Below are 15,194 nucleotides of genomic sequence, written 5' to 3'. Positions count from 1 at the left end.
GTAAATTTTGACCAAAGGTCATACAATACATTTTGGCGACGGTGAGCAGCGAATATCTTTAAGGCTAGCACGGGCACTAAGCCGCGCACTTCTTAAATTTTCACATTGCTCCATACGCGACAACAGGATACAAAGTCTCTGAGTCATGGCATCTTGCGAAGTAGGGAACAGGCTGCCTCAGATGCAAAAAGTAGGTGCTTGGGAATATAGCGACGTAGTAGGTCGCAGTGCTGTCTGATGATTTCACCACATTTGGCGCATTGGCAACAAATGTTATCTCCCGTTTCGCTGCGAGTTTGAAATATCCGTCCTCGATTTGGGATATCAGTTCGGCTCCTCCGTACCTATATAGAAGTGGCTTGTTGGTGGAGATTTTCTCACCAGAATTCAAAACCGGGAACTGACCGTGGTCGGTGATAAAGTTCTGCTTTGCCCAAGCTAGATCGTGGGAAGCCGAAGGAATGTCTGTGAAGTTCATCGTGGTTTTTTTCTTGTAAGGGTATATCGCAGTTTTTTCTGGTTAAATAGGCATCCTAGCGTAATAAGCGCCCGAATTTCCGCATTACGCAATAGTTTTTAAAACTTGGCCCACGACCCCGGGCAGAGAATTCAAGTTAATGCCTTAAGATTTTTTTGTATAAACTCGGTTCTCCAAGCACGTCTGACTTCTCGGCATAACTCTTCCCGAGACCCCAATATCTTACCCACCACTTTATAGACCAATCCCTAATTCAAATTTGCGAATTTGCAGTAAAACAACAAATTCGCCGCAGATGGCGCATATCCAATGTGGCTGAAAGCTCCGACCTGGATCGCATCGACAACCCTTCGGCGTACTAAACATCATATGCATCACACTTACGCAAAGGCACGACTTGCTTTCGGTTCACTCCGAAATATATTACGTCAATCTATCGCTGTTTACTTTAGCACCGAAAGTCAACCATTGTCATGGTCCCACATTTCAGTCGGCATCACGAGGGTAAATTTATCAACCCGAAAACGTTAACAGTTATTCAAGTGATCTCCTTGACAACGGCGATGAAAGTGTCGCGCCTCTTTTTCAAAAAGCTTGAAAGGAGTTCAGATTCATCAAATCCATCCGCTCTGCATCTATATCCCGTAAATTGCGGGCACGGGCAACTAACACGGTCTTCACTGACGAAAGTGACTTCAGATCACACATTTCAATCTTGTTTGGACAAAGCAGTCATTTAAAAAGACAATTTCCATTCCGCACATCGACATAATTGGGACACTTGCTTAGGCACTTCGGCAGGAGATTCGCGAGGCATTTACACGTCATAGCTAATAAATGGTTCGGGTCTAATAGGCAATCGATTTGAGGACTGAATGGAGATAAGACACTGGATATCGATAATACTTTTATCAATTTAAAAATTAATATTGTGATCTTCTCGTAATATGCCACAGGACGCCAATACGTGTAGTAAGTAAAAAATGGACATATTTTATGATCGAATGGGATCTGTCTCGAGTTTTCAGCGTCTCCTCAGTCCTTCGACGCCATTATCTATCAGCAGCGCCATTCAACGGGATACAGAATTACTGTCTATAAATTAAATATATTATTTTCCAAAATAATATATGCTTAAACATTTATTTTTATGGCAGTCATAATTTTATGCGAGATACGATAACATAAACTCCCGTCAGGAGAATTAATCGAATATATATTTTTTTATACACTCAATGATATTGATTTGTATTTATAACTAAGCATCCTAATAAAACCTTTCCCAGATTTCATTAATATTAGTCTCCACAGAACAGGAATAGCTTTTCACAATTTCCCATTCTGACGCCGATGCTCCATCGCTCCTCTTGTCTTTTTATGGCCGAGATACTTTTGTTCATTTGAAGGGTCTATAGAGAAAAGTGGCCCGTTCCAAAGGCAAAAATTGGATAATGGATCAGATTACCAATTTGGACCTCTCTTGCCTGCACTTCGTGATCTTCATGCTCCTCATAGATCTGCGTGTCCTCGTCTTCATCATCCTCTCCTTCCTCCGTGTAGTTTCCGTGCCTAGAGTAGAAGCCGTAGCTTTCACCATTAATGCGTTCTGTTCCGAATCGCACAAAAACTGAGCTCGTAAAAATTGCCAAAAAGGAAGTATTTGCCTGTGGGCCGTTGTAGTAATTGACCAGCCCGCCTTGATCGCAACGCTCCTGCAGTATGTGGTTCAACTGTTGAGAGCTTAAAAGCCACGGCGGAATTTGGGTAGCCACAGCCCCACAGTTAGAGGAACTGGAAGGGAGGAAGCGATTGAATGCACAGGCCATGGCAGTAGCTTGATTAACATAAACAAAAGTGATGGCTTGATTGGTCAAAATATATTCATCATCGAACTCATTTGGGTTTTCACTGGAACGATTGAAATACACAATATCAGTGAGCATAGCCCTGAAATCTGTACGTGCCTGCTCTAGACGAACTTTCAGTTCGGCCTCTCTGGAGATAAGAGAAAAATCACGAACTGCCCAACTTGAGACTGCCATAGCTAGAAAACCTTCTAGCGAGTTTATTATGCTTAAATCGGAGTGGAATAGCAAACCCTTATATCTACATGCGGATGTTATCACGTCATGGGTGACGTCCACCTTAAGACCGTTAGCACCGATTTAATTGACTAATTGGCTGCCTCAAAAAGAGGTGGGTGATTTCAACAGGTTATGATTCCTTCGGATTTGCAAAGATTCGATGGAGTTCACGATGGCCTGGACTGAAATCACCCGTCGGCAATATGCCCGGCGAACGGCTCGCTATGCAAGTGACATGACGGATCGGGAATGGGAACTGGTTGCGCCTTTTTTGCCGATGCCCCGCCGCTTGGGTCGACCTCGCACCACTGATTTGCGCGAGGTCGTAAATGCTCTGCTTTACATCGCCACCACCGGTTGCCAGTGGCGGATGCTGCCGAAGGATTTTCCGCCCTGTTCAACGGTCCAGCGCTATTTTTATGAATGGCGGGCACTGGGACTTTGGACACGCATCAACCATCATCTCGTGATGGAGGCACGCGAGTTGGAGGGCAGAGAGGCAAGTCCGACGGCTGGTGTGATCGATAGTCAGAGCGTGAAAACTACGGAAAGCGGTGGCATACGAGGCTATGATGCAGGTAAGAAGACGAAAGGGAGAAAGCGCCATATCATCGTCGATACGCTTGGCCTGATGGTCGGTCTCATGGTGCACAGCGCCGACATCCAGGATCGCGATGGTGCTCCTGATCTTCTGAAATCCATCCGCCACAGGTGGCCATGGTTGCTGCATGTCTTCGCTGATGGCGGCTATGCAGGCGATAAGTTGAAGCGGCGATTGAAGAAGATCGGACGCTGGACGGTCGAGATCATCAAGCGCTCGGACAAAGCGAAAGGCTTTGAAGTTCTGCCACGACGCTGGGTCGTCGAGCGGACCTTCGCGTGGCTTGGCAGATGCCGCAGGCTAGCAAAGGACGTCGAAAAATCCATCGCCTCCTCAGAGGCATGGATTATGATCGCCCACATTCGCCTGATAACCCGGCGGCTCGCAAGGTATCGATATCATTGAAGCCTTTTCGAGTCCGACTCTAAGACTTCCAAGCCAACCTTTTTTAAGCGAATTTTTTGATATGTAATCAACAGTATATCTTATATGATAAAACTTGGAATTACTGCACGAACGATAACATATTGTTGAAATTCCAATAATGGTGGCGAAAACAGATTAACGATGTCTTGCTACCTATGGTGGCGACGACACGCTTACGTCGCTCTTGGGAAGCCAACGTATAGTGACCACTGATCCAGACCAACACGAAACCGACATCGTATACCCTCCCGTCAAACAACAGAAGTGAATCATGATTTTGAGGCAGACGCAACTGTAGTACTAAATCACCCAAGCTGAACCTGGTTGAAAATCTCTGGCTCTTCATGCGCGAGAATGGGCCCATGGGCTCTGATCAATGAGGACGCGTATAAGTGAATCTTTGAGCGGATTCTCCATTCAACAGCCACACTTTAGCTAGCTGAGCCTGCCCCACCTTCCAGGCAAACAATATGGAATTTTTAGAGCGACAATATTTTTATTGTCTATTCGCTCAATTGAGAATTAAGACATTTAAATAAAGACTAATACTTAATTTTAAATATATTATTTCAGAGTAAAATGTTATCAACTGCAATTATAAATCTCACTTATGCACTACTGCTTCAAATCCCAGTTTTGACGAAAATATTATATTATTAATAGCGTATATCCCTCTTATTGTTGACACGAACTTTTCATTTTTCAAATTATGGGATAACTAGCACTGCTCTATCGGGACTATCGGCAGTCCGTATTGTATCGCACATCCAATTATAAAAGCGCCTTTAATTCGCGCGGATTAATTCTACGGCTATATTTCATTCAGATCTATGATGTTTTCACTGTATTCACGATCGGCATCGACATAGGTGTCTGGGATTTCCAACGTTTGTCGTATCGCATTCTGTTCGGCCGCATTGTGTTAGCTAAATATGCACCTTCTAAAAGTCCCCTACTCATGAATACACCTGTTATTGCATTTATCCTCCACAATCGCATTTTGTCGGGCTTGGCCATCTGCATCCCTAATTGATGCGGCAACGTTTAACCGGGGGTACGCATATGTGCCTTAAGGAAATGCGTCATTCCTACGTTTCATTTGAGCGGCACGTAAAGTATCGCACGCTTCGTACGTAACCTGCCTTCATGAGCAATATGCCTTTAGGATATTGTTAGCGTAAGGGCTGCGACCTTCTTTATGGTTGCTTCACGTTGTTCTTCGAGAATATTGTGTGCTTAAGCCCTAGGGAAATACGCTCTATAAATTGATCTTCAACCACGTTTTTATCCACTCCAATCAAATAAGCCTTCCATCTTAGTCTTATCAATTGATTAATGGCATCTGAACTTACTGTTGGTGTTCTTGGAGCCGGTCACGCCGGAACAGCATTGGCGGCCTGGTTGTCGAGCCGGAAAATTCCGACATTGATGTGGGCACCTGCGAATCATACCGGTTCACTGCCTTCGATCCGCCAGAATGGTGGAATCGTAGCCAGCGGCCTCATCGAAGGAAAGTATGAGGTCACGGTATACGAGGAATTGTCCGACCTGCTTGCTTCAGCGAAATTTCTGATCCTTGCGACCCGTGCTGATGTGCACGAGGGATTCGTTAGGGATCTTGAAAGGTTCGTACTGAAAAAAAGCTTGCTCGTCATCTGCGGGCATGGCTTCACTGTTAACTACGCATCTCGCTTGATGTCCACACGAATTCTGGAAACTGACGACTCTCCCGTAACAGCAAAGCTGACTGGCGGGCAAGGCAACGAAGTTCACATCAAAGCGATCCTGCCTTCGTTTGGTGTCTCCTCTTACCCAGTGAAGTACGATGCAAATGGCAACTTTGCACTTCCAAATTCAACTAGTGCAACTCTACAGAAGTGCTTTGGCACCACGATAACTGCCATTTCGCCGCTTCACTCGCTTTTTTTCTCCAACTATGTCATTCATGCAGTTTCCGCAACGCTCAACATTGGCAGGCTTCGCGATCCAGAAGGCTCTCTTACTCAGCGTGCCGAGAGTTGGCGCATGGAGCTAGAAACTCGTGTGGGCGGGGGTCATCTCTTTTATTTCTACGGCCAAGGCACCAATACGTACGTTTGTAATGTGATAGATGCTGTAGACAAGGAGCGTCTTGAAGTGGCGAAGGCCTTGGGGCTCACACTGGACACTGTTTTAGCAGAGTGCAATACCCAGTCAAATACTGACTATGTCAACATGAGGGAGTTTAGCTTGGCACCATTCCCTTACAACGTCAACTTTGCTTGTCCAGACACCTTGAGGCATCGTTATTTCTCAGAGGAGATTCGCACTATGCAAATGGTTTGCGCAATCGCTAAATCGTGCCGCATAAAAATTCCCGTCACAAAGAGCATCATGTCCCTGATAAAAGCGGCAAGGGGAGACGCTCCTGGTACCCTGTCCTCACTAGGAGACCTTCCCTTCGATGTAACAAAACTGTCAATCTTTGGAGCGCGCAGCGACTAGTCGCTGACCCTTGGCGCTACTATCAAATAAATTCGATGATATCGGAATAAAATGTCTAAATAATGTGCAAAGCGCTTGTGTAAAGCATCTGCCTCTGTGTGTTTTCTATTTATCTATTTCCTTTTTCGACTTTAATATATTTAATACAATATTGTTTTTCTATTGCTTGTTCAATTTTTTTATTTTTTTATTCACAACACGTAATCTGTTGATTTGCGTGAATCTTTCGATTGCTCTATGTGGTTCCATTCATAATCAGTATTCTATCAATACTGGTTTTAGGCCAACTTTAATTTGAATCGTAGCGCCACCTATACTCTATATTGCAGCCGCCATCTTTGCTGAGGGAGAGGGAGCGGTCCATGCCATCAAATGGGCCGTCCAGCGGTTCCGCTATATGACGCTGGAAACAATGCCGCACGTACGGATCTGGCCGGGGGGCGATGGGCAACCATCGTCCCTACCGGGACCGATATTCCCTCCGGCCAAGACCGGGATATGCCGTGGATGTAAAAAACTACACTACGCTACAGGACACGATCTTATTGGCTGCCTCAAAAAGAGGTGGGTGATTTCAACAGGTTATGATTCCTTCGGATTTGCAAAGATTCGATGGAGTTCACGATGGCCTGGACTGAAATCACCCGTCGGCAATATGCCCGGCGAACGGCTCGCTATGCAAGTGACATGACGGATCGGGAATGGGAACTGGTTGCGCCTTTTTTGCCGATGCCCCGCCGCTTGGGTCGACCTCGCACCACTGATTTGCGCGAGGTCGTAAATGCTCTGCTTTACATCGCCACCACCGGTTGCCAGTGGCGGATGCTGCCGAAGGATTTTCCGCCCTGTTCAACGGTCCAGCGCTATTTTTATGAATGGCGGGCACTGGGACTTTGGACACGCATCAACCATCATCTCGTGATGGAGGCACGCGAGTTGGAGGGCAGAGAGGCAAGTCCGACGGCTGGTGTGATCGATAGTCAGAGCGTGAAAACTACGGAAAGCGGTGGCATACGAGGCTATGATGCAGGTAAGAAGACGAAAGGGAGAAAGCGCCATATCATCGTCGATACGCTTGGCCTGATGGTCGGTCTCATGGTGCACAGCGCCGACATCCAGGATCGCGATGGTGCTCCTGATCTTCTGAAATCCATCCGCCACAGGTGGCCATGGTTGCTGCATGTCTTCGCTGATGGCGGCTATGCAGGCGATAAGTTGAAGCGGCGATTGAAGAAGATCGGACGCTGGACGGTCGAGATCATCAAGCGCTCGGACAAAGCGAAAGGCTTTGAAGTTCTGCCACGACGCTGGGTCGTCGAGCGGACCTTCGCGTGGCTTGGCAGATGCCGCAGGCTAGCAAAGGACGTCGAAAAATCCATCGCCTCCTCAGAGGCATGGATTATGATCGCCCACATTCGCCTGATAACCCGGCGGCTCGCAAGGTATCGATATCATTGAAGCCTTTTCGAGTCCGACTCTTAGCGCTCGGTACGGAGGCTTTGCGGAATATATAAAGAGAAGCGGGCGTCCGCTGGGCCTTGTGACCCAAAATTTTACACGGGGAGCAATTTCACTCAAAACTCAATTGTATAAAATCGTGCCACATAAATTCAATCATCCTCTACCGACGCGCTATTTAAATACAAACTTTTTTATATATAATAGATGGATATAATCCATTCATCTAAAAGGTTATTGATACATATCATATATTGCTATATATAGCGCTCTTAAGCAATATAGAAGTTTTTCCATCTCAAAAAGCAGAATACTGAATTAGGATGTGAAATCCGGATTCATGTAATTTGAGCCATCTCTCCTTACAGGAGCGTCCCGACCGCAATCACCGGATATAAGGTGTAACGTGCATCAGTCCTGTGAAGCCATCCATCCATTGTGCCCTGAGCAAGGATAAATTTGTTGCTAGGAAACAAAGCTACATAATGCGTCCACCCATTGTCGGCGGCAAGGCCAGATGAAACCACCTGCGAGGGACTATAAGAGCAGAACCACCTGGTCACGCCATTTGGAAGAATAATTGTCCTGGCGAGAAGTTCTTCAAGAAGGGATTGACCTCCGTAAACAAAGACGTGCGCGCGAGCTGTGAGTATGAGTTCGGGACCTACACAAGGTTCGGTTCCACGCTCGGCTTTGAACGCATTAGCAGCTGCCTCAAGGTCGTGGTACTGTACGGGAATATTTCGGAAGTCGTGCATTTCGCAGACAGTGCAGTTAGCGCAAATGGTAAACTCCACCGTATCTATAAATAGTACGTTGGCCATTCCGATCGAGGTTATGCTCCACAAAAAATTGTATAAAGTACAGCGGTTCGATTAGTTTGCACCAATTTCGCCATGTATTTTCTTCACATAGTCTTTTGTCGGTGTCAGCTTGAGACGTTTGACGGGTCTATTTGCTACCTACCTATCACATCATCGCTTTACCACGACTTTAGGCGAGTTTTAAACCCATTCATTACTTCGCCGTTTACTTTGACAGATTCCAACAAATCATGTTTGATCTTCACGTGAAATTATGAATATGTCAAGGATAAATTGCCCCCTCATCTTTACGACTTATTGCCCAGAGGTGCCACTTACGTCGAACCTTAGCTTCAGTAGACACCGCACCGACTTACCTGATCATGCAAAATGCATCTGCAAGCAACGAAAACGGAGTATTTCTATAGGTTTCCGTCACCGCCCCGTTCCGTGGTGACGTATTGTAAACGTGCATGGTTTACATCAGAATATATCCTGCCATGCCTCACTGCCTTGGCGACACGTTCCATTGCTGCTCAGTAAGCATCCGAGGAAGGCCGCGGGATAGGGCCTCGCGCGCGTATCGGAGCCGGGCTAGTCTGATCGGATTGCGCCGGTTTTTATGAGCCGGCTGCGTCCTTAGAGTCTTCTCTGATTGGGATCGTTGAAGTCAAGCTGCTCCCGATCTAAATTTCGGATCATACCGCCCCGCGGGTCACTCGCTTCTCTTCGCGGTCGGCGCGTGGCCGCCGCATGATGGGGTCAGGAAGGCAAGGTGTCCCAATCTGTTTCACGACCTTGGGGTTTTCGCCCTCAGGTTCGAGACTCTAAACGAGATCACCTTGCCCATCGTCCCCACGGGAACGATCCGATTTGCCTTTCAAGCAGAACTTGCTGTTTGTGCCTTTTCCCTCCGGTTGTTCATCATCAGGCTGCTGCGAGGTCGGCCTGCTTTCCGAAACGGAATGCGGAACCGTCGCACCACATGCGATGCAGGATCACCGCAAGTTTTCGGGCGACTGCGACGCGTGCCCGCGCCATGCCGCGGCGCTTGGCAATGCTCATGCCCCAGGCCCTGAGGCTCGACCATTTTTTCGACCGCACCAGCAGCGAATGAGCTGCTTCATAAAGCGCGGTTCGAGCGATTTCGTCACCACATCGGCTGATCCGACCCTGGATGTCGGTCTCGCCGGATTGATAGCGCGACGGCGTCAGGCCGAGATTGGCACCGACATCGCGCGACCGACGGAACCGGTCTGGGCGATCGATGGTGGCACGGAAGGCCAACGCGGTGATCGGTCCTACGCCGGGCACACTCATCAGCCGACGGCATGTCATCTCACCTTTGGCAACGTCGAGCACCTGTTTCGTCAGTTGGGCGAACTGTTCCAGCATCGTGGCAAGCACGGCCAATAGCGGCTCGACCAGCGCCATCACCAGCGGATCGCTGTTCGCTATCTGGCGCGCCTTTCCTGCAAAGTCTGCCCGACTTGGCGTCCCAAGCTTGATGCCGCCCTCCCGCAGAATGGCGCGCACCACATTCTCGATCGAGCGCATCTCGTTCATCACCGTCCGGCGTGCGACCAGAAGCGAGCGCCACAGCCGGCATTGGCGGCTCTTGACATGCACCTGCTGGAACCAACCGGGGCGCATGATCTGTGCCAAGGCGCGTGCATCATTGCGATCGGTCTTGTTGGGCATCGTCGTCATTGCCGCATTGGCCTGGCGCGTCTCGATGCAAATCGCTGCCAATCCCGCGCCCCGCAACCCGTCATGCAGCCAGGCCGTCAGCGAGCACGCTTCAAGGCCAATGCGCTCCATTGGCAGACCAATATCCTCAAGTGCTGCGATCAACGCCTGCGGCTCACTCGCCGCCCGCGTCTCCTTCACGATCCGGCCGGTCTCGTCGACGATACAGATCGATGTTTCTTCCAAAGACACGTCCATTCCAGCATAGTACATCATGGCTGCTTCCTTTCGATGCTTGTGGCCGATCAACACGGACCACGTTCTAACATCCTCAAGGGGAGCAGCCACACCCGCGGCGCAGACCCCAATCACCCCATCTGTTCAAGAAAGCGGGTATCGAGCGAGCCTTCTTGTCATGAGCTTGATCATTGCTGTTTGGATGAAGGCTAGGCTTGTGGCCGGGAAACGCTCGAAATCCTTTGCCATTCGGCGGTTTATGCCGAGCCAAGCCAGCTTTCGTTCGACAATCCATCGCTTCGGTAGCACCTGGAAACCGGCCTGGTTTCGTTTGATAATCTCCATCGGTCGCGGGCTGGCCTCTTCTACCGTTGTGCCCTGATAGCCGCCGTCGCCACAGATTTTCTCGATAAAGGGAAAACGGTTGGCGAGCCTGTCGAAAACAAGTGCTGCTCCATCACGATCCTGAATTCCTGCCGAGTGGACCTCGGCTTTCAGAAGCATGCCAAGAGTGTCGACCAGAATGTGCCGCTTGCGGCCCTTGATCTGTAGAGTCGAGGACGGGCGCGGTGGCGAAGCCCCGTTTCCCGTCCCCGCTCATCAAACCGGACGTGCGGATTTCCCGCATCCGGCTTTCCGACTGGCTTCATCGTAAGGCCCACGGCGACGACCGCCCGCGCTCGCGTCGAAGGCTCAGAACGGCCAGTTCCCCGTAGACATGCTCACGGGAAAACCGGTCCGTCCCACGCCCTTGCACTTTGTGTCGTTGTCGGAGGAAGTGCCGCGTCCGATCATAGACATGCTGATCGACGGCCTCGTATGCGGACGCCAGAGCGCCGTAGGAAAAGTAGGCCGACCATCCGCGCAAGACGCGGTTCAATCGTGCCCTGACCTCATCCCATGCACCCTTGTTACCCGGCACCAACAGTTCGCCAACCTTCAGTTTGACCCTCTGCACACTCTTCTTGGACGGGCTTGCTCCCAGATACCAGCGCCCTCCGTTGGGCAGGTGGCGCGGTCCCAGGGTGTACCCAAGGAAGTCAAAGCTTTCGCGCCGGGCATCCTTCACCGAGGTCTTCGCCTCGTTGAGCGTCAGCCCCAGATTCGTCATCACCGCCTTCGTCCACGCCAGCGCCTCATCCGCGCGACCGCGGCTGAGGATGGCCCCGGCGCGCACGACGAGAGACGTCAGCGAGTTCGAAGAACTTTCGGCGCGCATGGGCGAAGCAGAAGGCTGGTGTCACCGGCATCTGTTTCTTTGTCCGGTCGAACAGTGGATTGAAGCCGTTGTAACAGTCGGCCTGAAGTATCCCGCCAAACTCAGCCAGATGTGTTTGCGGGTGCTCGCCGCGTCGGTTGCTGGTGGCATAAAACACCGCAGCAGGCGGCGCAGGACCAGCAAAAGGTTTGTCGTCCCGAACATAGGTCCAGATCCGCCCTGTCGTGCATTGCCCCTTGGCGAGGATTGGGATCGTCGGGCGAGTAGGCCGGAGGAATTTCACCTCCAGCCTCTCTCAGAACCGGGCGTGAGGCTCTCACCTCACCCGGCTCCCATCAAGCGAGCTCCATGCCATTACCAAGTTGCCAGTGTACGAACAGCTTCCGGTTTTCACGCGCAATCTTTGCAACAAAGAGACGCGCTTGCCCCAGGCGTTTGCGAAAGCGCTTATATTTCCGTTTAAACCAAACATAGAGCGTTTCGTTGATGTATCTCGCCATCGGATAAAGTGCCGAGCGCGAGTATTGCCCATAGTATGCGATCCATCCCCGAACGATCGGGTTTATCTCGCGGGCAATGTCATCCAACGTCACCTCTGTTCGTTTGCGGGGTTTCAGGTTTCGAATCCTCTCCCGCATCGAATTCAGCGATGATATGCTGACGGCCGGGGTAAATCCGCAGAATGTTTTCTGCGTAACTGGACCCCGGACGGATCGCGGACGAAAGCAATACCCGAGAAAGTCGAACTTGACGGTCTCGTGCCTACCCCTCCGTCGATCATCTTTGCAGTAGACGATTTTCGTTTTCGCGGGATGCATTTCCAAGCGACATTCCAAAAGACGAGCTGCAAGCGCTTCTCTGACGATCCGCGCTTCACTCTCGCTCGCAATGCACCAGTCCATCATCCGCGTAACGACACCATGGCAGGTCAGGGAACTGTCTGCCCATCCACACGTCGAATGCATAATGCAGGAAGAGGTTGGCAAGTATCGGGCTAACGACACCGCCTTGTGGCGTGCCGCAGTTTCGCTCGACGGTTGCCCCATCCTCCTTCCGCATTGGTGCTGTCAGCCATCTTTCGATGTAGAGCAGCGCCCAGGCACACGTTATGTGTTTGCGTACAGCCCGTAGCAGAAGGTCGTGGTCGATATTGTCAAACAGTCCTTTGATATCGAATTCCAGGACCCAATCATATTTCCAGCACCGCTTGCGCGTAACGCCGATGGCATCCAGCGCCGACTTTTCGGGCCGATAGCCATAGGAATCTGCCAGAAAGATTGCATCTAGATCCGGCTCAATCATCTGCTTGACCACACTTTGGGCCACGCGATCTGCCACTGTTGGCACCCCGAGGATCCGCTGGCCTCCACTCTTCTTAGGAATGGAAACGGCGCGAACTGGCGGAGGAAAGTAAGTGCCTGAGCTCATCCTGTTCCAGATCTTATAGAGATTCCCCTTCAGATCGGCCTCGAACTGCTCAATCGTTACTCCATCCACACCAGCTGCGCCTCCGTTGGATCGCACCTGAAGATAAGCTTCGTACACCTTCTGCTTACTGATATTGAACGGTTTGCCTTGCGTATCCATCAACGTCCTCCTGTTGCCAGTTGTGTTGATGATACGCCCACCTGATCCGACCTCTTCGCTCCAGCTCCATTACGAGCCTTCATCGCTACTACAGATCGGTCCGTCCCAGTGCTCCGCATCGGTACTCTCGCCTCACGGTTTTCTCCGCTTGTGCTTCTCCCTTTGCATCGGAGCGACTGGTTCCTGCAGTTCCGCGACAATGCCTGCATCCGCTTCACGCCCCCTCAACGCCGGTCGCCGCTTGCCCGGTCACCAGGCATCTGACAAGCTGATCCCAAAGAGACGACACACCTCTGGTTTTGACGACAGGTTCCACGTTACGACGCTTCATCGGAAGGTTCATTTTCATTCGTCTCTCGGATGCGTACCGGCCCAGGGGTTGCCCTGGACTTACCTCCAACGCTCACGACCACGTCTCTTAACGCAGCCGCTTGGAGTGGTTTGAGCCCAGCTGCGCTGTCGAGATTGTTACCGCCCCACCTTCCACGTTTGGCCAAATGAACCGCCCTCGTTCCAGCCGCCGGGTAAACAGGCAGGCGCCCAATCCGTCATGCCAGATGATCTTGATCACGTCAGAACGACGACCCCTAAAGCAGAAAAGGTGACCACTCAGCGGGTCATGCTTCAAGATTTCCTGCACTTGAAGGGCCAAAGATGGAAAGCCGCGCCGCATGTCCGTATAGCCAGTCGCCAGCCAAACCTTCACGGTTGTGCCCATCGGAAACGGGTTCATAGTTAAAGTGTCTCCAAGCCGCGGATGATCCGCAACAACGCTTTCACATCGACCGTCTGATCAACGACGACGCGCCGACCGTTTGCGATCACCACCTCCATACGGCTGCTATTCGGCATCCGGCATTCTGTGGGAGCTATCTGCGCAGCATCTTCACCTGGACACCTCGATTTACCGGTCGCAGTTGGCAAGATGGTGCCGTGGATGTATTTCCGCGATGAACTCGCGCGGATGATCGCCCATTTTTTGTGATGATTGCCGCATCTGCGGCATGCATTTCGGCCTTCCGGCCAGCTGCGCGTTATGCGGTCCGTGGTTTTCCAGTCAGCCAGACATAGCGAAGCATGTTGTAGGTGATATTGGCCATGCCGATCTTCACCCTCGCTCGGCTGATTCCGATGGTGCGCACGAAGAGCTTCATCTTGTCCTTCTGCCGCGCAAAGACATGTTCGATGGCGGAGCGGACCTTCGAACGACGGCCGTTGGCGCGCGACATCGCCTCCGGCATGGGTTTGCCCTTTGGCTTCTTCTGATGGATGTCGGACTTTAGGCCATTGTCCTGCAACCATTCCTCGTTGGTCTTGGAGCGATAGGCCGTATCGGCCCAGACCGTCGACGCGGTATTGTCTTTGGTCACTACGTTTCGAAGCTGGGCTCCGTCATGGGCGCTCGCACTCGTCACCGTCCATCCCCGGATAAAGCCATGGGCTCGGTCGATGCCTGCATGGTTTTTGTAACCAAACATTGGAATGGCAATATCGTGCTGGTCAGTCGTCGTCGACGTCGGCGTCTCCGTTGGCCGTTTCGCCTTGGAATACTTCACTGTCCATCGCGCGTCGCGGTCCTTCTGGGCCAGCCTGGCGGGTTTATCCTTCCAGTCCTCAGGGATTTCGCCGGCCTTGATCGCGTCTTTCTCGTCCTGGCTGTTATGTTGCTTGGGAGCCTGGATGATCGTGGCGTCAACGATCTGCCCGCCTTTGGCCAGATATCCGGAACGTGAGAGATGCTTGTCGAAACGGGCAAACAGATTATCAATGGCACCTGCACGCACCAAACTCTCTCGGAACAGCCAGATCGTCTTGGCATCCGGCACCTTCTGCGAAAGGGAAAGGCCAAGGAAACGCATAAACGACAGCCGGTCCTGGATAACAAACTCCGCTTGGTCGTCGGAGAGATTATAAAGCGCTTGCAGCACCAGGATTTTAAACATCAGAACCGACGGAAATGGTGGACGTCCACCCTTCGATCCGTCGGACCGCTTCAGCGCCTTCGCTAAAGGTTTTTCAAATATCGCCCATGGAATGATGCTGTTGAGCTTCTCCAGCGGATCGCCGACGGCACTCAGCCGTTCGTAACGATCATCCAAATCCCAAAAGCCCGGTTGCCCACGCATCA

General features: G+C 50.9%; 10 protein-coding genes and 3 pseudogenes. 3 read left to right on the top strand and 10 right to left on the bottom strand.

Annotation, left to right across the window (positions count from 1 at the left end):
- Positions 1-100 precede the first annotated feature (100 nt).
- Positions 101-478 (bottom strand): hypothetical protein, encoded by a 378-nt coding sequence (locus tag PR017_RS22760; protein WP_111219446.1) that lies wholly within the window; start codon positions 476-478, stop codon positions 101-103.
- Between the two features lie 1,409 nt (positions 479-1,887).
- Complete coding sequence (locus PR017_RS22755) at positions 1,888-2,520, bottom strand: RolB family protein (RefSeq protein ID WP_111219456.1); 633 nt, start codon at positions 2,518-2,520, stop codon at positions 1,888-1,890.
- 214 nt (positions 2,521-2,734) lie between these two features.
- Between PR017_RS22755 and PR017_RS22750 the strand changes: the two genes are divergently transcribed.
- The 3 genes from PR017_RS22750 (at position 2,735) to PR017_RS22740 (ending at position 7,531) form a co-directional block, all read left to right on the top strand.
- On the top strand, positions 2,735-3,568 hold the full coding sequence (locus PR017_RS22750) for an IS5 family transposase (protein WP_111218080.1): 834 nt from the start codon (positions 2,735-2,737) through the stop codon (positions 3,566-3,568).
- Between the two features lie 1,356 nt (positions 3,569-4,924).
- The gene (locus tag PR017_RS22745; protein WP_111217018.1) at positions 4,925-6,073 is read left to right on the top strand and encodes an NAD/NADP-dependent octopine/nopaline dehydrogenase family protein; all 1,149 of its coding nucleotides are present in this window, start codon (positions 4,925-4,927) and stop codon (positions 6,071-6,073) included.
- Positions 6,074-6,697: 624 nt separating this feature from the next.
- Positions 6,698-7,531 carry an IS5 family transposase gene (locus tag PR017_RS22740; RefSeq protein ID WP_111218080.1) on the top strand — a complete coding sequence of 278 codons (834 nt, stop codon included), beginning with the start codon at positions 6,698-6,700 and terminating at the stop codon, positions 7,529-7,531.
- A gap of 1,730 nt (positions 7,532-9,261) precedes the next feature.
- On the opposite strand, the gene PR017_RS22735 is transcribed toward PR017_RS22740, so the two are convergent.
- From PR017_RS22735 to PR017_RS22700, 8 genes and pseudogenes are all read right to left on the bottom strand, one after another.
- The gene (locus PR017_RS22735; RefSeq protein WP_279619559.1) at positions 9,262-10,299 is read right to left on the bottom strand and encodes an IS110 family RNA-guided transposase; all 1,038 of its coding nucleotides are present in this window, start codon (positions 10,297-10,299) and stop codon (positions 9,262-9,264) included.
- Positions 10,300-10,404: 105 nt separating this feature from the next.
- On the bottom strand, positions 10,405-10,806 hold the full coding sequence (locus PR017_RS22730) for a transposase (RefSeq protein ID WP_279619568.1): 402 nt from the start codon (positions 10,804-10,806) through the stop codon (positions 10,405-10,407).
- Positions 10,807-10,906: 100 nt separating this feature from the next.
- Positions 10,907-11,371: a group II intron maturase-specific domain-containing protein gene (locus PR017_RS22725; protein ID WP_240538949.1), complete on the bottom strand. Its 465-nt coding sequence runs from the start codon at positions 11,369-11,371 to the stop codon at positions 10,907-10,909.
- Positions 11,372-11,423: 52 nt separating this feature from the next.
- Positions 11,424-11,735: pseudogene (locus PR017_RS22720) on the bottom strand (IS66 family transposase); the annotation flags it as partial.
- A 79-nt stretch (positions 11,736-11,814) separates the two neighbouring features.
- A pseudogene (ltrA, locus tag PR017_RS22715) lies at positions 11,815-13,066 on the bottom strand (group II intron reverse transcriptase/maturase).
- Positions 13,067-13,484: 418 nt separating this feature from the next.
- Positions 13,485-13,799, bottom strand: coding sequence for an IS66 family insertion sequence element accessory protein TnpB (gene tnpB / locus PR017_RS22710; protein WP_161959318.1), 315 nt, complete (start codon positions 13,797-13,799; stop codon positions 13,485-13,487).
- A 2-nt stretch (positions 13,800-13,801) separates the two neighbouring features.
- Positions 13,802-13,909 (bottom strand): annotated as a pseudogene (locus tag PR017_RS22705) (IS66-like element accessory protein TnpA); the annotation flags it as partial.
- A 191-nt stretch (positions 13,910-14,100) separates the two neighbouring features.
- Positions 14,101-15,192 (bottom strand): IS5 family transposase, encoded by a 1,092-nt coding sequence (locus PR017_RS22700; protein WP_209187069.1) that lies wholly within the window; start codon positions 15,190-15,192, stop codon positions 14,101-14,103.
- Positions 15,193-15,194: the final 2 nt, after the last annotated feature.

The organism is Rhizobium tumorigenes, from assembly GCF_003240565.2.
GTDB lineage: Bacteria > Pseudomonadota > Alphaproteobacteria > Rhizobiales > Rhizobiaceae > Rhizobium > Rhizobium tumorigenes.
Note: the sequence above shows the minus strand (reverse complement) of the source record. Positions and strands in the feature narration are given on the sequence as shown.